This is a genomic window from Nocardia pneumoniae NBRC 100136 (genome assembly GCF_000308755.1).
Lineage (GTDB): Bacteria > Actinomycetota > Actinomycetes > Mycobacteriales > Mycobacteriaceae > Nocardia > Nocardia pneumoniae.
On sequence record NZ_BAGF01000040.1, the window covers coordinates 1 to 18,199 of the forward strand.

Consider the following 18,199-nt stretch of genomic DNA (forward strand, 5'->3'; position numbering starts at 1 on the left):
CGCGGGAGTTTCTGACGCGGTCGCGTCCACTGATCCCCGTTCACCCGTGTCGACCCGCAGTCAGCGCGGCCGTCAATTCGCGTGCCGTCGCACGAGTCGCCTCGATGAAATCATTCCGTTCGCGTCGAGTCGTCGCCGTACGCAATGGTCCGAGCTGAACCTCATACGCCGCATTGCCGTTCGCATCGAAGGCCGGCGCCGCGAGATAACTCAGCGGCAGTACCTCATCCGAATCCAGCTCTGCCCGGCTGAACGGCCGTGACGTGAGCGTCGCGAGCTGCCGAAGAGCGCGAGTACGCAGGTGTGGTCGCAACAGTTCGGATCCCACCGCGCCGAGCAGATCGGCGAGCAAGTCGACCATGCCCGCGTCGTCGGCGCGAGGCCGGAACACCGCCACGCCGCGCTCACGAACCAGCGCCAGCAGCGCACCGGCGATGCGCCGATCCGTTTCGGTCGCGGTGCCCAACCAGGTGTTCTGCTCGCTCGCCGAACGCCACGGCATCACACTCGCCCCGGCCGGGAACTGCAGCGGAATACGGTGTCCCACCGGAATTCCGGGAACCACACGGTCGGAACCATGCCGTACATCGAGCACGGTGAGCCGATCGGGTTCGATGCGGCTGAACGTCGCGCCATACCCGGTGCGAGCGGCCAGCGCGCCGAGGATGTCGCCGACGCCGTGGGGCAGCGCCGCGCCGTGCAATCCCGCCAGCGCGGGTCCGATGCCGTAGCCACGAGCGGGATCGCGCACTACCCAACCGGCTTCGTCCAACTCGACCAGGATCGCGGTGGCGGTCGCCCTGGCGATGCCGAGCCGCTCGGCGATGCCCGCGACGCTGATCGGCTCACCGGAGGTCGCCAGCAGCGACACGATGTCGATGACTCGCCGTGTCGGCGGCGATGCGGAGCGATCAGGCATGTGCGCAACCTCTTGTCCCAACTCGCGCGAGCAGCTTACGATGACGAATATTAGATTACAGACTGTCGAATATTCGACACCAGAGGGAGCCCGGATGATTCTGGATCGGTTCCGGATCGACGGACAGGTCGCCGTCGTCACCGGCGGGGGCCGCGGCCTCGGCGCGGCGATCGCCGTCGCGTTCGCGGAGGCGGGTGCGGACGTTGTCATCGCCGCGCGGACCAAGAGCCAGCTCGACGAGGTCGCCGAGCGCGTTGCCGCCGCCGGGCGGCAGGCGCACGTGGTGCCCGCGGACCTGAGCGACATCGACGCCACGGCGGCGCTCGCGGCGACGGCGGTCGAACGCTTCGGCCGCCTGGACATCGTGGTGAACAACGTGGGTGGTGCGCTGCCGTGCCCGCTGCTCGACACGACGCCCGAGGCGCTGACCGAGGCGTTCGATTTCAACGTCACCAATGCGCATGCTCTGGTTCGCGCCGCGGTGCCGCGGATGCTGGAAACCGCTGGAGGAGGTTCGATTCTGAACATCACCTCCACCATGGGGCGCCTACCCGGACGAGCCTTCGCCGCGTACGGCACCGCCAAGGCGGCCCTTGCCCACTACACCAAGCTCGCCGCGCTCGACCTGAACCCGCGTATCCGGGTGAACGCGATAGCGCCCGGCGCGATCCTGACCTCGGCGCTGGAGATCGTCGCGGGCAACGACGCGATGCGGACCGAGCTGGAATCCAAGACGCCGCTGCACCGCATCGGCGAACCCGACGACATCGCCGCGGCCGCGCTCTACCTGGTTTCCCCCGCGGGGAAGTACCTCACGGGCAAGATTCTCGAGCCCGACGGCGGCTTGATCATCCCGAACCTCGATCTCCCCATTCCGGATCTGTGACATGACATATCGCGTAGTGCACTGGGGCACCGGCAATGTCGGCAGGCATGCCTTGGCGGGCGTCATCGCCCACCCCGACCTGGAACTGACGGGCGTATGGGTGTCCGGTCCGGCCAAGGACGGTATGGACGCGGGAACGCTTGCGGGACTCGACCATTCGGTCGGCGTCACCGCGACGACCGATGCCGAGACCTTGCTCGCGTCGCGGCCGGACTGCGTCGTCTACTGCTCGATGACCGACAACCGGCTGTTCGAGGCCGTGCAGGATCTGCAGCGCATTCTCGCCGCGGGAATCAACGTCGTCGCCTGTGCCCCGGTGTTCTTCCAGTATCCCTATGGGGTGCTCCCGGACGAACTGCTGAAGCCAGTGCAGGAGGCTGCCGCGCAAGGGAATTCGTCGCTGTGGGTCAACGGCATCGATCCGGGGTTCGCCAATGACCTGCTTCCGCTCGCGCTCGCCGGGACGTGTCTGCGTATCGACCAGGTGCGTTGCCTGGAGATCGTGGATTACGCCAGCTACGACAATCGCGAGGTCATGTTCGACATCATGGGCTTCGGCAAGTCCGTCGACGACATCCCGATGCTGCTGCAACCCGGCGTGCTGTCGCTGGCCTGGGGCGGCACCGTCCGCCAGTTGGCCGCGGGAATCGGCGTCACCCTCGACGCCGTCACCGAGACCTATGAGCGGATCCCGGCTCCGGCGTCGTTCGACATCGCGACCGGGCATATCGCCGAAGGCACCGCCGCCGCCTTGCGTTTCGAAGTGCGCGGCATGGTCGGCGACGTGCCCGTCACGGTGCTGGAACACGTGACCCGCCTGCGGCCGGACCTGTGCCCGGACTGGCCGCAGCCCGCGCATCCCGAAGGCTCCTACCGGGTCGAGATCACCGGCGAGCCCAGCTACGCGATGGACCTGGTCGCCTCGAGCCGCAACGGCGACCACAACTACGCGACGCTGGTAGCCACCGGCATGCGCATCGTCAACGCCGTTCCCGCCGTAATCGCGGCACCGCCCGGGATTCTTACCGCGCTGGACCTGCCATTGATCACCGCACCGGCGGACCGCCCGAGCCGTTGAACCGCATGGGTCCGATCGATCAACGATCCAGATCCTCCGTCCGCCTGGGCATACATCATCCATCGGGCGAGCCTGGCCACCGCGCGGACGGTGCCAGGTGAACAGGGAAGGCGCACAACGCGGACCTGTATTGGTCATCCTGGCCAGGTGCGCAATGCGGGCGGCGGGTGGACTTGCCCGGCGTGGAGGCACCCGCTTCCCGGATAGCCCTGGCTGGTCTCTCCCTGCGTGCCAGGCGGCTGGCTCCCGTTGTGTGACGCGCGGATGGCGCGAAGTGCCCGCCTCGACGGTGGTGACCACCGCGCTGCCGTCGGGGGCGGGCGGTGTGGTTCGTCCTCCCAGGCCGCGACGTGGATGGCGTCCGTTCCACCTACCCGGCGCGCAATGCCGACAGCGCCCGGTCGATATCCTCGATGCTGTTGTAGAGGTGGCAGGCGAACCGCACCCCACCTGCCCGCGCCGCGGCGATGACATTCGCCTCCGCCAGCCGGGCCGCCGCGTCCGCGGCGCCGGGCACGGAGACGATGGCGGAGCGCGCCGCGACAGGTTGGAAGCCGAGTTCACGCAGCCCGTCGCGGAATCGGTCGGCCAGCTCCAGGTTGTGCGCGCCGATCTTGTCGACGGTGAGTTCCTCGATCAGCGACAGTCCCGCCAGCGCGGCGATGACGCCGAGCCAGTCCGGGGTCGCGTCGAAGCGTCGTGCCGTGGGAGGCAACGCGACCGGACGGTAGAGCTCGGCCCAGCGGTCCTCGGCGGCGTACCAGCTGGACCCGACCGGCCGCAGCTCGGTGACGAACTCGGGCGCCGTGGCGAAGAACGCGACGCTGCGCGCACCGATCAACCATTTGAAGCTGGCGCAGACCCAATAATCCGCGTCGGCGAACCGTAGCGGCAGCCAGCCCGCGGCCTGCGTGGCGTCCACCAGCAGCCGCGCGCCGCTCGCCCGGGTGGCCGCGCGCAACTCCGCCAGGTCGGTGACGCGGCCGTCCGCGGACTGGACCACGCTCACCGCGACCAGCGCGGTCTCCGGTCGCACCTGCGCGGCCAGCTCCGGCAACGGAACGAACCGCACTGCGAGATCGCCGCGATACACGAAAGGCATGGAGACCGAAGAGAATTCGCCTTCCGGCAACAGCACCTCCGCCCCTGCCGGCAGTGCCGCGGCCACCGGCGCGATCAGGCCCGCGACACCGCCGCCGAGCGCGATGTCGTCGAGGGTCGCGCCGTCGAGCAGGCGGGCGAACCCGGCCCGCAGGTCGGGCACCAGGAGATCCAGCGACGATCCCGGCCCGCCGCGGCCCGTGGCCCAGCTGGCGCTGGCGTCGCGCACCGCGGCCAGCGCTCGGGCGGAGGGCAGACCGTAGGAGGCCGTGTTGAGGTAGGTGGTTTCGAGCGTGTACTCGTCAGGCGCTAGAGAGGACATCTCCGCAGCATCCGCCCGGCTGGGTGGTACCGTCCAGCGCCACCGCCGGGATAGTGGACCGTTTTCCGGTCCCGGCGCACCCGCTATTTCTCGGACGCCCACATGTTGGACAGCAACTGGAAGCTCGGTGTGTCCGACAGTGCCTGCATGGATTCGTAGATGCGCTCGTACGCGGTCGAGGTGATACGCCACTGGCCGTCGGCGTCCCGGCGGTAGGTGTCGGTGTAGTACCCGGCTCCCCGGATCAGCACGCCGTACTCGGTGGCGATCACGGTGTCCTCGAAAGCCCATGAACCCCTGGCCGTCTCGCCGTCGACACGGATCTCCGGATGGTTGGCGACGTGCACCGTGACGACCGAGGGTCCGAGATTCTCCCGCATGAACGCGGTGATGGCGTCACGGCCGTCCAGGTGCAACGGCCGGCCCATGGCGTGGGTGCCGTAGCGTCCGGTCGCGTCGGCGGCGAGGGTGTCGGCGAACTCATCCCACTTCTTGAGATCCAGGGTGCGGAAGTAGCGGTACTTCAGCTGGCGGACGGCTTCGATGACGTCGAGATCCATCCGTCGAGCGTGGCACGCGCCGCCGCGTCAGACAAGAACGCGTTCTATTGCGCGGCGTCGGCCGGAGTGTCGCGGAGTGCGGCTGGCCGGTGTCGAACCGGCATGATCGGGTACCCGGATCACGGGCGCCCTCGTGCGGCCACGAGAGCACCCATGGAGCCGACCTCGTCACAACAGGGGAATCGTGATGACCGACCGTCCCGCCGGCAACGACGCACACCAGGAACCCATCGACCAGGACCTCGCCCTGAAAGCGGCCGCCGAGCGCTTGGAGGACGAATTCGACGGCGTGGTCAGCGAAGCGGCGATCGAGGATCATCTGCACTCGTCGTACGACCATTTCGCCGATCACGCCACCGTCAGGAACTATTTGCCGCTGCTCGCCGAGCGGTACACCCGCGAGTGGCTGGTCGATCTTGCGGAATCCTCGCGCGAATCCGGCCAGTCCCGGGCAGGTCGGCCACCCGCACCGGCGAATGGGACGTAGCCGCCCGATCGCTGGCGGCTCGTCGAAATGATCCGCCGAATCGCCCCTGCGCGAGGCGATTACTTCTAAGCTCTACGCGAGCGCGTGTGGAGGTTGGTTATGGCGGTCGAGGTGATGACCGGACAGGTCCAGGCCAGGACCGGCCAGCCGCCGGTATCGATGATCGAGCGGATGACGCTGATACTGGACGCTTTCGACGGCGCGACGCCGACGCTCACCCTCGTGGGACTCGCCGAGCGCACCGGGCTGCCGCGGTCCACGGTGCACCGCATCTTGGACCAACTGATCCGGTTGCGCTGGCTGGCGCACGCACCCGGCGGTTATCGGCTCGGCGTGCGCACGCTCGAACTGGGCGGGCTTGCCGCCGACCACAACGAGATCCGTGATGTGGTGAGTCCGATGCTGCACGATCTGAGTCAGCAGACCGGCATGGTGGGTCACCTCGGCGTCTTGGACGGACCCGAGGTGCTGTACCTGGACAAGGTCGGCCGGTTCGCCGCGACCGTGCCCACACGGCTCGGCGGCCGGATGCCCGCGCACAGTACGGCACTGGGCAAAGCGCTGCTGGCCACGCTGGAACCGAGCATCGTGGAGGCGTCCTTCCGCGACCGCCTCCCGCAGCTGACCGCGCGCACCCTCGCCGACCGGGCCGAACTGCACCGCGAGCTCGGCCGCATCCGCAACCGGCAGGGTGTCGCGGTGGACAACGAGGAGTCGGTTCCGGGTATCGCGTGCGTGGCCGTGCCGATTCGGGGGCGCGGTGCGGCCGTGGCGGCCGTGGCGGCGGTGTCGCTGTCGGGTCAGATCGGCGGCGACCGGGCGACGTTGGATACCGCGCGGCTGGCCCGGCTGCTGGTCGAGGTGGCTCACGAAGCGGGCCGCTCGCTGTTTCCCCGGCATGTGCGCTGGCGTTAGGGTTCTCGGGCCGGGCCCGCTCGTGCGGCCAGAGGTTCTGCCGTCGAATCATTTCCGATCGACAGCGATGCGGTGCGGGTGGAATGCTCGAATTTTGCCTGTCGCTTGCTGAACGGCGTGTCTTTCACAGTGAAGAATTTTCGTTCGCGGTGTGTGCGGATAGCGGGACTGCTTTCCTGGAGAAGTCAGGATGGACAGTCCGCGAGTAGGTGAGCCGGAGTCGGGGAGCGATGCACCGGGTACCGATCCAACAGCGACCATTCCGATCCGAATGGCTATGGTTCGCGGCAGGCGTGCTGGGCACCGTCGCCGCGGTGGTCTGGCTGGCGCGGCCGTCGGCGCCCGCGTGCGGTGCCAACCACGAGGCGGCTTCGACGTCGCGATTGCCGGTAGTCGCCGTCACTTTCGCGCCGGTGGTGTCCGGCGAGGCACTGCACGACGAGTTCGGCCGGTCGGTGTCGTGTTCGCTCCGGGAGCTGCCGACGGACCACGCCCATGCCGTCGTGCCGGCGGATGACGGCCGTGCCGACCAGTGTGGCGCGTATCTCGGCCTCCAGGCTGGGCACGTGCCCGCGCTCGTCGTCGGCGGTTGCCCGGAATATACTGCGGGACAAACGAATCCGAGCGCGCAGACCTTCGTGCACATCGCCGATTCGTTCGACGGTGTGGTCCGAGTCCGGTACCGATTGGTGCGCGACAACCAACCGGCGCCGGACCTGACCTACGAGGTGGCGCCGGACCTGTCCGCCTCCTGGTTCGCCGTTCTGATCGGCGGCACCGAGAACGGCAGGAGATGATCCGGCCTCAGGCGAGTTTCGCGGCCAGCGCACGCCCGGCGGCGCGGCCGGAGAAGATGCACCCGCCGAGGAAGGTGCCCTCCAGCGCGTTGTAACCGTGCACACCGCCGCCGCCGAACCCGGCGACCTCACCCACGGCGTAGAGGCCGGGGAATGCGGTGCCGTCCGGCTTGATCACCTGCGAATCCAGATCGGTCTGCAAGCCGCCCAGGGTTTTGCGGGTGAGAATGTTCAGCCGCACGGCGATCAGCGGACCGGCGGCTGGATCGAGGATCCGGTGTGGTTTGGCCACCCGGCCCGCCTTGTCCCCGATGTACCGGCGCGCGTTGGCGATCGCCGTCAGCTGGCTGTCCTTGGTGTACTTGTTGGCCAGTTCCCGGTCGCGGGCGACGATCTGGCGTTCCAGGTCGTCGTAGTCCAGCTGGGGTCCGCGTGCGATCTTGTTCATGCCGTCGACCAGCTCGCGCAACGTGTCCGCGACGACGAAGTCCACACCGTGCTGTTTGAACGCCTCCACGGGGCCAGGCGCCCCTTTGGCGACTCGGCTCTGGAGCGTGAGCTTCAGGCTTTTGCCGGTGATGTCCGGGTTCTGCTCGGAGCCCGAGAGCGCGAACTCCTTCTCGATGATCGACTGGGTCAGCACGAACCAGGAGTAGTCGTAGCCGGACTTCAGGATCTCCTTCATCGTGGTGGTGGTGTCGAATCCGGGGAAACACGGTGGGGGCAGGCGCTTTCCGTTCGCGTCGAACCACATCGAGGACGGGCCCGGGATGATCCGGATGGCGTGGTCTGGCCAGATCGGGTTCCAGTTGACGATGCCCTCGGTGTAGTGCCACATCCGGTCCCGGTTGACGATGGCGCCGCCCGCCGCCTCGGTGATGCCGAGCATCCGCCCGTCGACATGGGCGGGGACGCCGGAGATCAGCGTCTCCGGGCACGGGCCGAGCCGCTCGGTGGGCCAGTTGCGCCGGATCAGCTCGTGATTGTGACCGATGCCGCCGGAGGCCACGATCACGGCCTTCGCGCGGAACTCGAACTCGCCCACCTTGTTCCGTGACGAGGCGCGGCCGCGCTCCAGATCGGTGTCCTCCAGCACGGTGCCGCGCACGCCGACCACCGCGCCGTCGGCCACGATGAGCTCGTCCACCTGGTGGCGGAAGCTGAACCGGACCAGCCCGCGGTGCTCGGCCTCCAGCACCGGCTCGGCGAAGACCCGGACCACTTCGGGGCCGGTACCCCAGGTCAGGTGGAAGCGCGGCACCGAATTGCCGTGCCCGTCGGCGAGCCCACTGCCGCGTTCGGCCCAGCCCACCAGCGGCGTCACGCGCAGACCGAGCTCACGCAGGTAGTCCCGCTTCTCGGTGGCGGCGAAGCGCACGTAGGCCTGCGCCCACTGCCTGGCCCAGTGATCCTCGTCGTCGCGGTCGAACCCGGCCGAGCCGAGCCAATCCTGCAGGGCGAGATCGTAGGAATCCTTGATGCCCAGCCGCCGCTGCTCGGGACTGTCGACGAAGAACAGCCCGCCCAGCGACCAGAACGCCTGACCACCGAGATTGTTGCGGTTCTCCTGGTCGAGCACGTGCACGGTGCGGCCCGCCCGGACCAGTTCGTAGGTGGCGACCAGGCCGGCCAGCCCGGCGCCGACGACGAGGACATCCGCCTCCGGCGCCACATCGCGACTGCTGTGGGACATGTTCATCCTTCGGTTGCGGTGCTGTAGGCCAGCACGACGTGGTGGAAGAGTTCGGTGCGCCGCTCCCGCGCGACGCGATTGTCCGGCTCCAGCAGCACCTGCACGCTGGTGCCGTCGTGGACGGCGATCAGTGCCTGGCCGAACGCGTCCGGGTCCGGCACGGTACGGCCGCCGCGCGCGAGCGCCGCGACGATCGTCGGCATGAGCGCCGCGACGATCGCCTCCTCGCGCGCGGCCATCACCCGGCGCAGTGCGGGCGTGCGCAGGGCGTGCGCGGTGAACTCGGCGGTGATCCGGTACCAGCCGTCGTCGATCGGGACCGCTCGTTCCAGTCGTTCGACGGCGGTGCGGACGTCGTCGGTGCCGTCCGCCGCGATCTCGTCGAGGATGGCGCTCGCTTGGGCGAGCATCGCCGTCGAGCGTTCCTCCCACATGGCCAGGAACAGCTCGTCCAGCGAGCTGAAGTTGGAGTAGAACGCGCCGCGGGTGAAACCGGCGCGCTCGCAGACCCGCTCCACGGTGGCGCGGCCGAATCCCTCCTCGGCGAAGGCCTCGTAGGCGGCGGTGAGCAGCCGGTTCCTGGTCTCCGCGCGTCGGCGGGTGACCCGGACGGGCGCGGCCCGCACGGCATCGGATGTCATCGGGCACCTCCTCGGATCACCGGAATCCGGCCACCAGATACACAAATGTATTCGATACGGAAACGTATCAGAACTGCTTACGGGGTGGGGCCGAAATCGCCGAGTAGGGTGAGTCCGATGCGTCCGGCCTGGTCGGATGCCCGGTCCGGTGGAGCCGATCGTGGGAGGTGATCCGACGATGAGCGAGCGAACGATCAGCACAGCCGAGTACTTGCTCCTGGCGGAGTCGAGCGCGGCGAGGTGGGGGCATGAGTGAGGGCAGCGAGCTGACGATGGACACGGGCCAGTACTTGGCTCGTGCTGGAGCCGGGCGTCGGTGGGGTGGGGGCATGAGTGAGGGCGGCGAGCTGACGATGGACACAGCCGAGCGTTCGCTCGTGGCGGAGGCGAGCGCTGGCGAGGGGCAGGCATGAGCGAGTTTCGTGGCGGTGCTGCCGAGATGCGCTGCTGGCGGGTGCGCAGTCCCGGTCCGATCGATGCAGGGCCGTTGGACGCGGAGCGCGCACCGATTCCGGAACCGGCGCACGGCGAGTTGCTGGTCCGTGTGCTCGCCTGCGGAGTGTGCCGGACCGACCTGCACGTGGCCGAGGGTGATCTGCCGGTGCGCCGTGCGGGCGTGGTGCCGGGGCACGAGGTCGTCGCCGAAGTCGTCGCGCTAGGGGCGGCGACCGAAGGGCACGGGTTCGCCGTCGGGGATCGGGTAGGCGTCGCCTGGCTGCGGCATACCTGCGGGGAATGCAAGTTCTGCCTGCGCGGAGCCGAAAACCTTTGCCCGCGTTCGGCCTACACCGGCTGGGACGCCGACGGTGGCTACGCCGAGTTCGCCTGTGTGCCCGCGGCGTACGCGCTGCGTCTGCCCGCCGGTTACACCGATGCCGACACCGCGCCGCTGCTGTGCGCGGGCATCATCGGATATCGGGCACTGCTGCGGGCGTCCGTGCCGCCGGGCGGTCGGCTGGGGATCTACGGTTTCGGCGGCAGCGCTCATATCGCCGCTCAGGTCGCCGCCGCGCGTGGCGCAGAAGTGCACGTGATGACGCGCGATGCCGCCGCACGCGAACTCGCGACCGCCCTCGGCGCGGCGTCGGTCCAAGGCGCCGCCGATCCGCCTCCGGTGCAGCTGGATTCGGCGATCCTGTTCGCACCGGTCGGGGAATTGGTGCCGCCCGCGCTGGCGGCGCTCGATCGCGGTGGGGTTCTCGCCATCGCGGGCATCCACCTCAGCGACATCCCCCCGCTGAACTACCAGCGGCATCTATTCCAGGAGCGAGAGATTCGCTCGGTGACGGCCAACACCCGCGCCGACGCCCGCGAATTCCTCGCTTTCGCCGGTGAACACCGAATACATCTGACCACGCACGGGTACTCCCTGGACATGGCCGATCGGGCGCTGAGCGATCTGGCGCACGGACGATTCACGGGCGCAGCGGTTCTCGTTCCGTAGGCGGGCAGAGCACGATTCGGCGCTGAGTCCGTATCGGTCGGGTCGCATTCCTTGACGGAGTTCGGAGACGTTCTTACCTTCGCGGATATAGCCGAGCAATTGTCACTGACAACAGTCACTCGGCTATCTCACAACGGCGTGAGTGTAGGTGAGTACGATGGCCAACCGGAAGGTAATTCATTTCGAAAAGTGGCGTGTGGTAAGGGCATTCGCTGTGCTGCTGCTCGTCGCGGGGATCGGGGCGGCGACCGGCTTGCACGCATGGGCGATGCCATGCGCGGCAGTCGATGTCGTCGTCGCCAGAGGCACCCATGAACCCGGATATCTGGGTGCGGTGGTGGGCGACCCGCTCTATGACGCTCTGCAACAAGCACTTCCGGTCAGTTCGCAGTCCTACCGCGTGGACTACCCCGCGGATCTGCTCGTTCCGTCGTCGATCGGCCGGGGCACCCAGGACATGACCGCCCACGTACTGTGGCAAGCCGCGATGTGTCCGGACCAGCGGTTCGTCCTGGTCGGCTTCTCGCAGGGGGCCGTCGTGGCGCACGGGGTGCTCGGCACCGGTGTCGTGACCGCGCTGGGCGGTATCCACTCGCTTCCAGGGGAGCTGGAATCCCGGGTGGCGGCGGTGCTGCTGTTCGGCGACCCTGTCCACCTGCTCGGCTGGAGCGTGCCCGAGCATTACGCTTGGCGGACCGGAAACTACTGCACCAGTGGTGATCCGGTCTGCGAGGGCGGTATCCATCCGGCCGCGCACACGAACTACGGATGGGCGATGTGGCCTGCCGTGCAGTTCGCCGCATCCCGGGTGTGAATCCGCAGAACCGGGGAATCCGCGGTTGGCGGCCGCCCAAGGGCGGCCGCCAACCGCTACGGCGTGCCTACCACTGCAACCCCGGGACGACGCGGGCGACGCGCGCCGCGGGGGCGGGCAGGGCCATGAGCGGCATGAAAACCGGGGCCAGCGCGGACAACGGGCTGCGGTCGGCTGCGTCGTCCGACGCGGCGGTTGCCGCATCCGCCGACTCGGGCTTGCGGTCGCCTTGTGCCGCACGCGATTCGCCGAACATCCGGAAGCCTTGGTGCAGGATCTGCCGCTTGACCGACGGCATCAGCAGCTCGACCGCTTGGGCGAAGGTGCCGACCGGCGTGTCGATGCGGTGCGGGCGATCCTCCAGCGCGCGGATCACGATGGCGGCGGCCTGCTCCGGGTCGGGGACCGGAAGCGAGCGGTACAGGTCGGTCGGCGCGATCATCGGCGTGCGCACCAGCGGCATCCGCACCGAGGTGAAGGTGATTCCGGCATCCCGGTTCTCGACCGCGGCGATCTCGCTGAAGTTGTCCAGCGCCGACTTGCTCGCCACGTACGCGGCGAACCGGGGCACCTTGGTCTGCACCGCGATCGAGGAGATGTTGACCACGTGCCCGAACCGGCGCGCCCGCATCGACGGCAGCAGGCCGAGGATGAGCCGCACGGCGCCGAAGTAGTTCACCGCCATGGTGCGCTCGAAATCGTGCATGCGGTCGGTGGAGTTGAGCACCGAGCGGCGGATCGAGCGGCCCGCGTTGTTCACCAGGTAGTCGACGTGACCGTGGTCGTCGAGCACGCACTGCACGAGCTTCTCGACCGCTTCGGAATCGGTGATGTCGCACGGATAGGTATGTGCCACACCGCCTTCCGCGCGCACGGCCTCGGCGGCGGCGGCCAAGTCGTCGTGCCCTCGGGCGACCATGAGCACGGTGGCGCCGCGCCGGGCGACCGCGTGCGCGGTGGCCAGGCCGATCCCGGAGGACGCGCCGGTGATCAGCACGACGCGGCCGGCCAGCGGGTCACCCTTGACCGACACGCGACCGCGCTGCGGATCGAGGTGCTCGCGCCAGTACTGCCACAGACGCTCGGCGTAGCTGTCGAACGACGGCACGGTCAGGCCGGCGGCGCGCAGCTGGGCACGGGTGGAATCGCTGATGAACTCCGCGGAGAACGACGTGTGCGGAGCGACCTCGGCCGGAATGCCCAACTGCTCCAGCAGGAAATCGCGCATGGCGGGCACACCGGGGATGTGCGCGAGCCCGCTGAGCGCCAGACCGCTGCCCGGCACCGTGCCGATGCCGGTCGGAGCGCCCGCCGCCGCGGCGAGTGCGCCGTAGATCTCGCTGAACGGCTGCGGCTCCGGGTTGACCAGGTGGAAGGTGCGGCCGTCCAGGCCGGGACGGCGGATCAGTTCCACCATGGCGGCCGAAACGTAGTCGACCGGAACGATATTGGTCGCGCCGAGATCGGGCAGCGGCATCGGCAGGTCGGACGGCAGCGCGCCGAGCTTCGCGATGGCGCTGAAGAAGTAGTACGGGCCGTCGATCTTGTCCATCTCGCCGGTGCGGGAATCGCCCACGATGATGGCGGGCCGGTACACCCGCCACCGCACGCCGCGCGATTCGCGCACGAGCTTCTCGGCGGCGAACTTGGTGCGGTGATACGGCGAGGTCAGTCGCTGTCCGAGGTCGAAGTCCTCTTCGAAGAACTTGCCTTTGTAGTCGCCCGCCACCGCGACGGATGACACGTGGTGCAGCACGGCGCCCAGCTCGCGGGCCAACGCCAGCACCGAGCGGGTGCCGGTGACGTTGGCGGCGTGGGCGGTGTCCTCGTCGGCGGTCATGTCGTAGACGGCGCCCAGGTGGATGACGTGGTCGGCGCGCGGCGCTTCGCAGGCCAGACCCAGGCCGTCGGCGGTGAGATCGCCGATCAGCGCGTAGACGCGTTCCGCGCCGTGCCAGCCGGACGCGACCTCGGTGAATTTCGCCAGCGACGTCTCGCGCACCAGCACGTGGACGATCGCCTCGGAATCGTGCTCCAGGAGATCTTGAACGACCCGCCTCCCCAGGAATCCCGTTCCGCCCGTCACGATGTAGGTAGCCATCGCACTTCTCCTGCCGTTCAATCGAACCATGTTGGGGCACAAGTCATCCGGCATGCGGCAGTGAATGCGGAGAGCTGTGATCCGGCCCTCGGTAAGAGTCCGTCGGGCCGAAGTAGGAACACCTTCGTCCTGACTTATTACTGAACAGTAATCGACCGCGTGGGCCACCGGCAAGCGATCATGACCCGTTCGGCCTGTGGGACTGGTCACCGTATGCGCAGGTCAAACGGTATGTGTTACAAAGATTTCCAGTTACCGTGATTCTGGTCGAGTGTCCAGCAACTTGGTAGCGTCCGCCGTGGCTACTTCCACTCGGCTACTTCCTCTCGACGCGGGCGGGCGGCGCCCGCAGCGGCGGCTTGTCGCGCAGGAAGGCTTCGAAGGCGTCCACGTCGGTCGGGCCCGCCGTGGGGTCGGTGCCTTCGGTGAAGACGGTGAACCCGTCGCCGCCCGAGGCGAGGAAGCTGTTGGTGGTGATGCGGTAGGTGGCGACGGGGTTGAGCGGCTGGCCCGCGACGCGGACGCTGTCCGCGATCACCTTCGCGCCCGGGGGAGCGGCGTCGGAGTAGGCATAGGTCAGACCGGCGGTGGACAGGACCGTCGGCTTGCCCGGATTGTTCCACTGCTGTTCCAGCAGGCGCAGGATCTGGCCGCCGGTCAGCGTGAGCGTGACGACCTGGTTGCCGAATGGTTGAACGGTGAAGATGTCGCCGTAGGTGATCGGTCCCTGCTTCAGATCGGCGCGCACACCGCCGGGGTTCATGAACGCGGCGACGGCCGCGGCCGGGCCCGCGGTGACCGACAGCATGGAGTCGGCGATCACGTCGCCCAGCGGCGAGGCGCCCGCGGGGCCGGGGCCGTGCGGGAGAGCGTCGGCGGCCGCGCCGACGACTCGGCCGGCGCGCGGCCGGGCCTGCTCGGCGTAGAAGTCGATGAGCGCGGTCGTCCGATCGTCCGGCGTCACTTCCCGGGACACCACTCGGTTGACCGCGGAAGCCTGGACGCCGTCGGCACCGAAACGCAGCGTGATGTCGCTGATCAACCGCCCGTACGAGGCCGCCTGGGTGACCACCTTGCCGCCGATGACGCACACGTAGGGCTGATGGCTGTGGCCGGTGATCACCGCGCGCACCGCCGGGTCGACCCGCTCGGCCAGCCCGGTGACGTTCGGCGTGATGTTCGCGCATCCGTTGTAGTCCAACGGCGCGTCCCGCTCCGGCCGCTGGGAGCCGCCGTCGTGCACCAGCGCCACGATCGCTTCGGCGCCCGCCGCCTTCATCTCCGGCACGTAACGGTTGACGGCGGCCGCTTGGTCGCCGAAGAGGTATCCCCGAATGCCCTCCGGCAGCACGATTTGCGCCGTCTCCGGCGTGACGGTTCCGATCACGCCGATCTTGTGCCCGCCCACCTCGAGCAATGTCCACGGGCGCAGCGCGGACGGCAGGTTGCCCTGGGCGTCGGCGACGTTGGCGGCCAAGTACGGGAATCGCGCGCCGGTGAAGGGTGCGCCGGGAGAACATCCGTCCACCGCGCAGCCGCCCTGCTGCAGCCGCGCCAACTCCAGGGCGCCGTCGTCGAATTCGTGATTGCCGACCGCGGACGCGGCCACTCCGACGCTGTTCAGGAAGGTGATCGTGGGCTCGTCATGGAACAGCCCCGAAACCAAGGGGCTCGCTCCGATGTTGTCTCCGGCCGCCAGCACGACGCTCGCCGGATAGGCGGCCTTCAGTCGCGCCAGATGGGTGGCGAGATAGGCCGCGCCACCCGCGTCGTATCCCGCGACCTTTCCCGCGGACCCGCTCGGCGGCTGCAAGTTTCCGTGCAGGTCGTTGAAGCCGAACAGATGCACCTCGTCGGGCTGCGCGGGACGCAGATCGTTCGTCGAGATCAGCGGCACGATCGGCGGCGCCGACGAGGCGGAACCCGTGCTCGGATCGGACGCTGTGCCACAGCCTCCGACCAGACCCACACCGACAAGACCGGCAAGAATCACCGCGATGCGACGGCGCGCTCTCATGCCACGACTGTCCCATGTCCGGCGCGTCCGCGCACGACAGCCGGAAATACCAGCGCCGCAGGGCAATGCGGCTATTGGGCGGCGGGGAACTCCTCGGCCAGGTCCTGGAACATCGCGGTGTTCATCGCGAAGGCGCGCTTGCCCTCGTCGAGCACGCGGCGGCGCTCCAGATCGTCGAGCGGCAGGCGGTCGAGCAGGCCGCGGTATTCCCGCTTGAACGCCGCGGGATTGCCGACGCCGTCGAAGACGTAGAAGCGGACGCCGTCGCCGCGGTGCGGCAGGTTCCACAGCTTCTCCGCGGTGCCCCGGATGACCTGTCCGCCGGACAGATCGCCGAGGTAGCGGGTGTAGTGGTGGGCGATGTAGCCCGCGGGCCAGTCGCGGGCGCACTCGTCGATGCGCTCGGCGTAGGCGGCGGTCGCGGGCAGCGGTTCCAGGCCGCTGCGCCAGTCGGGGCCGATGAGATGGGTGAGGTCACGCTCCAGTTCGGCGGTACGGGCGAGTTCGGGCCGGATGAACGGTCCGGCGATGGGGTCGTCAACCAGGGTGTCCCAGCGCCGCTCCAGCGCGCGGTAGACGAACCAGAGTTGACCGGTGTAGCGGTGATAGGAGTCGACGCCGAGGGCTCCGCCGAGCATGTCGCTCATGAACCGCGAGTTCTCCGCCTCCGCATGCTGATCCGCGGTGGCGGTGCGGATCTGTGTCGAGAACGGTACTGCTTCCGACATGCCGAACCACCTCACCTCAGACCGGGGCCGCTGTCGACTTCGGCGACCCTGACCAACTCGATTAGAGGGTACCGGCCGTGCGTCGGCCGCGCAGTCACCTCGCGGCTCACGGCGTGGGCGCCGGGCGGCGGCGACGCCGGACGATCGGGCGCCGCAGCGAGCCGAACCGGCGCAGTATCGGTGGTCTGCGCACGGTGCGGTCGAACCACTCGCCGAGGGTGACGCCCGCCGCCAGCGCGCAGCCGATGCCGAACGCCGAGAGCAGCTGATTGGCTCCGATCAGCAGTTCGTCGTTGAGCAATGCGGACAGACCGCGGTAGACCTTGAGGCCGGGTAGCAGCGGGGTGATGCCCGCGACCGCGACCACCAGCGGGGGCGTCAGCGCCCGGCGGGCCATCAGACCACCGGCCAGGCCGACCAGCGTCGCGGCGACGCCGGTGGAGATCACCGGACCGAACCCGGCGTTCTGCGCGAGCAGGAAGCAGATGGTGCCCGCCGCGCCGCTGCCCGCGGCCGCGGCGAGCGCACGGCGTTCGGCGTAGCAGGCGAGCGCGAACGCCAGCGCCGCCAGGGCGCCCGCCACGATCTTCACCGGCAGGTCGGTGATGTCGCGCGCGGAGGTGAGGTAGACCGGTGGCACGGTGACATCGAGGAGATCGGCGATGCGCAGCGTGAGCGCGATGCCCGCGATGATGCCGCCGGTCATCATCATCACCTCGAGCATGCGGGCCGTCGCGGTGATGGGGGCGCCGGTGATCGCGTCCTGTACCGCGCCGACCAGTTGCAATCCGCTGAGCAGCACGGTGATTCCCGCCGCGATGATCAGCGTGGGGTCGACGTCGATGCGCAGCCGCGCGGCCAGACCGGCCAGCACGAGCGCCGGAATCGCCGCGATCGCCCCGCCCACCATGTGCTGGAAGAAGAACGGCAGTCCGTAGCGATTGAGCACGCGGTTGGTGCGGTCGATCGCCGCGGTGGTGGCGAAGCTGACCGCGGCGACGACCGCGCCGCCGCCGAGCAGCGCGGCGATCGCCGCCGCCATGAGCGACCACGCGGCGGTGGCGGTCCACCGGCGGTAGGGGTGCGGCGCCGAGGTGATCGCGTCGAGCGCGGCGCGGGCCTGGTCCGGTGGGACCACTTCGTTGCGGATGCGGCGGGTGAGCCGGTCCACGGCGGCGAGCCGGGTGAAGTCCAGGGCGCGGTAGTGCACGATCCGCATGGTGCTGGCCGGTGGCAGCTCGGGTCCGCGGTCGGCCCAGATCCGGATGGCGTCGTAGGTGACGTCGACGCTGCACCGGGACAGGCCGTAGGTGGCGGCGATGAAACGGACCGCCGTGGTGGTGTCCACCACACCGGTGCCCGAGGCGAGCACCACCTCGCCGACCCGGACCGCCAGGTCGAGGACCTCGGCGACCCGGGCGTCGTCGGTGAGATCGATCGGCTGCAACGGCGCCGGTGCCGTGACGATGGTGTCCACGGTCGCCTGACGGTCCGCGACCAGCAGGCCGACGGCTTGGCTGACAACGGGAATCGGGCGGGCGCGCCGCAGGCGCAACCCGCGACGCCAGCCGAGGTGATCCACCCGGTGGGTGGTGACCTCGCCTCCGGTGGATGCGTCAGTAGCCATGGACGCGAACCTAGTCATCCGGCGTGTCGTTGGCATCCGCGCGTTTCGCAGGCGGGCGTGTCGGTGCAG

The 18,199-nt window shown here is 69.0% G+C and carries 17 protein-coding genes; 8 read left to right on the top strand and 9 right to left on the bottom strand.

The features are described from left to right. Positions 1-40: 40 nt before the first annotated feature. On the bottom strand, positions 41-919 hold the full coding sequence (locus ON34_RS10845; protein WP_040777879.1) for a helix-turn-helix domain-containing protein: 879 nt from the start codon (positions 917-919) through the stop codon (positions 41-43). A 94-nt stretch (positions 920-1,013) separates the two neighbouring features. Between ON34_RS10845 and ON34_RS10850 the strand changes: the two genes are divergently transcribed. Together ON34_RS10850 and ON34_RS10855 are read left to right on the top strand one after the other, a co-directional pair. Next, positions 1,014-1,805, top strand: a complete 792-nt coding sequence (locus ON34_RS10850) for an SDR family oxidoreductase (protein WP_040777882.1) — start codon at positions 1,014-1,016, stop codon at positions 1,803-1,805. A gap of 1 nt (position 1,806) precedes the next feature. After that, a complete protein-coding gene (locus ON34_RS10855) occupies positions 1,807-2,883 on the top strand; it encodes an NAD(P)H-dependent amine dehydrogenase family protein (protein WP_040777885.1) in 1,077 nt (358 codons plus the stop codon). A gap of 370 nt (positions 2,884-3,253) precedes the next feature. On the opposite strand, the gene ON34_RS10860 is transcribed toward ON34_RS10855, so the two are convergent. Then, complete coding sequence (locus ON34_RS10860) at positions 3,254-4,306, bottom strand: aminotransferase class V-fold PLP-dependent enzyme (RefSeq protein ID WP_040777888.1); 1,053 nt, start codon at positions 4,304-4,306, stop codon at positions 3,254-3,256. Positions 4,307-4,389: 83 nt separating this feature from the next. Further along, on the bottom strand, positions 4,390-4,866 hold the full coding sequence (locus ON34_RS10865) for a nuclear transport factor 2 family protein (protein ID WP_040777891.1): 477 nt from the start codon (positions 4,864-4,866) through the stop codon (positions 4,390-4,392). A gap of 187 nt (positions 4,867-5,053) precedes the next feature. Between ON34_RS10865 and ON34_RS10870 the strand changes: the two genes are divergently transcribed. The 3 genes from ON34_RS10870 to ON34_RS10880 all read left to right on the top strand — a co-directional run bounded on the left by ON34_RS10870 (position 5,054) and on the right by ON34_RS10880 (position 7,065). After that, complete coding sequence (locus ON34_RS10870) at positions 5,054-5,353, top strand: three-helix bundle dimerization domain-containing protein (protein WP_051022364.1); 300 nt, start codon at positions 5,054-5,056, stop codon at positions 5,351-5,353. Between the two features lie 99 nt (positions 5,354-5,452). Next, a complete protein-coding gene (locus tag ON34_RS10875; RefSeq protein ID WP_040777894.1) occupies positions 5,453-6,268 on the top strand; it encodes an IclR family transcriptional regulator in 816 nt (271 codons plus the stop codon). 293 nt (positions 6,269-6,561) lie between these two features. After that, positions 6,562-7,065 (top strand): RlpA-like double-psi beta-barrel domain-containing protein, encoded by a 504-nt coding sequence (locus tag ON34_RS10880; RefSeq protein ID WP_040777897.1) that lies wholly within the window; start codon positions 6,562-6,564, stop codon positions 7,063-7,065. 7 nt (positions 7,066-7,072) lie between these two features. On the opposite strand, the gene ON34_RS10885 is transcribed toward ON34_RS10880, so the two are convergent. Next, a complete protein-coding gene (locus ON34_RS10885) occupies positions 7,073-8,758 on the bottom strand; it encodes an FAD-binding dehydrogenase (protein ID WP_040778350.1) in 1,686 nt (561 codons plus the stop codon). A 2-nt stretch (positions 8,759-8,760) separates the two neighbouring features. Next, complete coding sequence (locus ON34_RS10890) at positions 8,761-9,399, bottom strand: TetR/AcrR family transcriptional regulator (RefSeq protein ID WP_040777900.1); 639 nt, start codon at positions 9,397-9,399, stop codon at positions 8,761-8,763. Between the two features lie 248 nt (positions 9,400-9,647). Here ON34_RS10890 and ON34_RS35960 point away from each other — a divergent pair, with 248 nt between their 5' ends. The 3 genes from ON34_RS35960 to ON34_RS10900 all read left to right on the top strand — a co-directional run bounded on the left by ON34_RS35960 (position 9,648) and on the right by ON34_RS10900 (position 11,657). Beyond that, positions 9,648-9,812, top strand: a complete 165-nt coding sequence (locus ON34_RS35960) for a hypothetical protein (protein ID WP_157172257.1) — start codon at positions 9,648-9,650, stop codon at positions 9,810-9,812. 26 nt (positions 9,813-9,838) lie between these two features. Continuing rightward, entirely contained in the window at positions 9,839-10,843 is a 1,005-nt protein-coding gene (locus tag ON34_RS10895) for a zinc-binding alcohol dehydrogenase family protein (protein ID WP_040778353.1), read from the top strand. 157 nt (positions 10,844-11,000) lie between these two features. Then, positions 11,001-11,657 (top strand): cutinase family protein, encoded by a 657-nt coding sequence (locus ON34_RS10900; protein WP_051022366.1) that lies wholly within the window; start codon positions 11,001-11,003, stop codon positions 11,655-11,657. Positions 11,658-11,724: 67 nt separating this feature from the next. Here the strand turns inward: ON34_RS10900 and ON34_RS10905 are convergent, their stop codons facing one another. From ON34_RS10905 to ON34_RS10920, 4 genes are all read right to left on the bottom strand, one after another. Beyond that, the gene (locus tag ON34_RS10905) at positions 11,725-13,758 is read right to left on the bottom strand and encodes an SDR family oxidoreductase (protein WP_040777907.1); all 2,034 of its coding nucleotides are present in this window, start codon (positions 13,756-13,758) and stop codon (positions 11,725-11,727) included. A 316-nt stretch (positions 13,759-14,074) separates the two neighbouring features. Beyond that, complete coding sequence (locus ON34_RS10910) at positions 14,075-15,775, bottom strand: bifunctional metallophosphatase/5'-nucleotidase (RefSeq protein WP_051022367.1); 1,701 nt, start codon at positions 15,773-15,775, stop codon at positions 14,075-14,077. A 71-nt stretch (positions 15,776-15,846) separates the two neighbouring features. Then, on the bottom strand, positions 15,847-16,503 hold the full coding sequence (locus tag ON34_RS10915; protein ID WP_040777910.1) for a biliverdin-producing heme oxygenase: 657 nt from the start codon (positions 16,501-16,503) through the stop codon (positions 15,847-15,849). A gap of 106 nt (positions 16,504-16,609) precedes the next feature. After that, positions 16,610-18,130, bottom strand: a complete 1,521-nt coding sequence (locus ON34_RS10920; protein WP_083889305.1) for a threonine/serine exporter family protein — start codon at positions 18,128-18,130, stop codon at positions 16,610-16,612. Between the last annotated feature and the right edge of the window lie 69 nt (positions 18,131-18,199).

Bases quoted from the DNA above. Each gene is read 5' to 3' on its own strand.
- ON34_RS10845 (WP_040777879.1), bottom strand. From the start codon at position 919: ATGCCTGATCGCTCCGCATCGCCGCCGACACGGCGAGTCATCGACATC.
- ON34_RS10850 (WP_040777882.1), top strand. From the start codon at position 1,014: ATGATTCTGGATCGGTTCCGGATCGACGGACAGGTCGCCGTCGTCACC.
- ON34_RS10855 (WP_040777885.1), top strand. From the start codon at position 1,807: ATGACATATCGCGTAGTGCACTGGGGCACCGGCAATGTCGGCAGGCAT.
- ON34_RS10860 (WP_040777888.1), bottom strand. From the start codon at position 4,306: ATGTCCTCTCTAGCGCCTGACGAGTACACGCTCGAAACCACCTACCTC.
- ON34_RS10865 (WP_040777891.1), bottom strand. From the start codon at position 4,866: ATGGATCTCGACGTCATCGAAGCCGTCCGCCAGCTGAAGTACCGCTAC.
- ON34_RS10870 (WP_051022364.1), top strand. From the start codon at position 5,054: ATGACCGACCGTCCCGCCGGCAACGACGCACACCAGGAACCCATCGAC.
- ON34_RS10875 (WP_040777894.1), top strand. From the start codon at position 5,453: ATGGCGGTCGAGGTGATGACCGGACAGGTCCAGGCCAGGACCGGCCAG.
- ON34_RS10885 (WP_040778350.1), bottom strand. From the start codon at position 8,758: ATGTCCCACAGCAGTCGCGATGTGGCGCCGGAGGCGGATGTCCTCGTC.
- ON34_RS10890 (WP_040777900.1), bottom strand. From the start codon at position 9,399: ATGACATCCGATGCCGTGCGGGCCGCGCCCGTCCGGGTCACCCGCCGA.
- ON34_RS35960 (WP_157172257.1), top strand. From the start codon at position 9,648: ATGAGTGAGGGCAGCGAGCTGACGATGGACACGGGCCAGTACTTGGCT.
- ON34_RS10895 (WP_040778353.1), top strand. From the start codon at position 9,839: ATGCGCTGCTGGCGGGTGCGCAGTCCCGGTCCGATCGATGCAGGGCCG.
- ON34_RS10900 (WP_051022366.1), top strand. From the start codon at position 11,001: ATGGCCAACCGGAAGGTAATTCATTTCGAAAAGTGGCGTGTGGTAAGG.
- ON34_RS10905 (WP_040777907.1), bottom strand. From the start codon at position 13,758: ATGGCTACCTACATCGTGACGGGCGGAACGGGATTCCTGGGGAGGCGG.
- ON34_RS10910 (WP_051022367.1), bottom strand. From the start codon at position 15,775: ATGAGAGCGCGCCGTCGCATCGCGGTGATTCTTGCCGGTCTTGTCGGT.
- ON34_RS10915 (WP_040777910.1), bottom strand. From the start codon at position 16,503: ATGTCGGAAGCAGTACCGTTCTCGACACAGATCCGCACCGCCACCGCG.
- ON34_RS10920 (WP_083889305.1), bottom strand. From the start codon at position 18,130: ATGGCTACTGACGCATCCACCGGAGGCGAGGTCACCACCCACCGGGTG.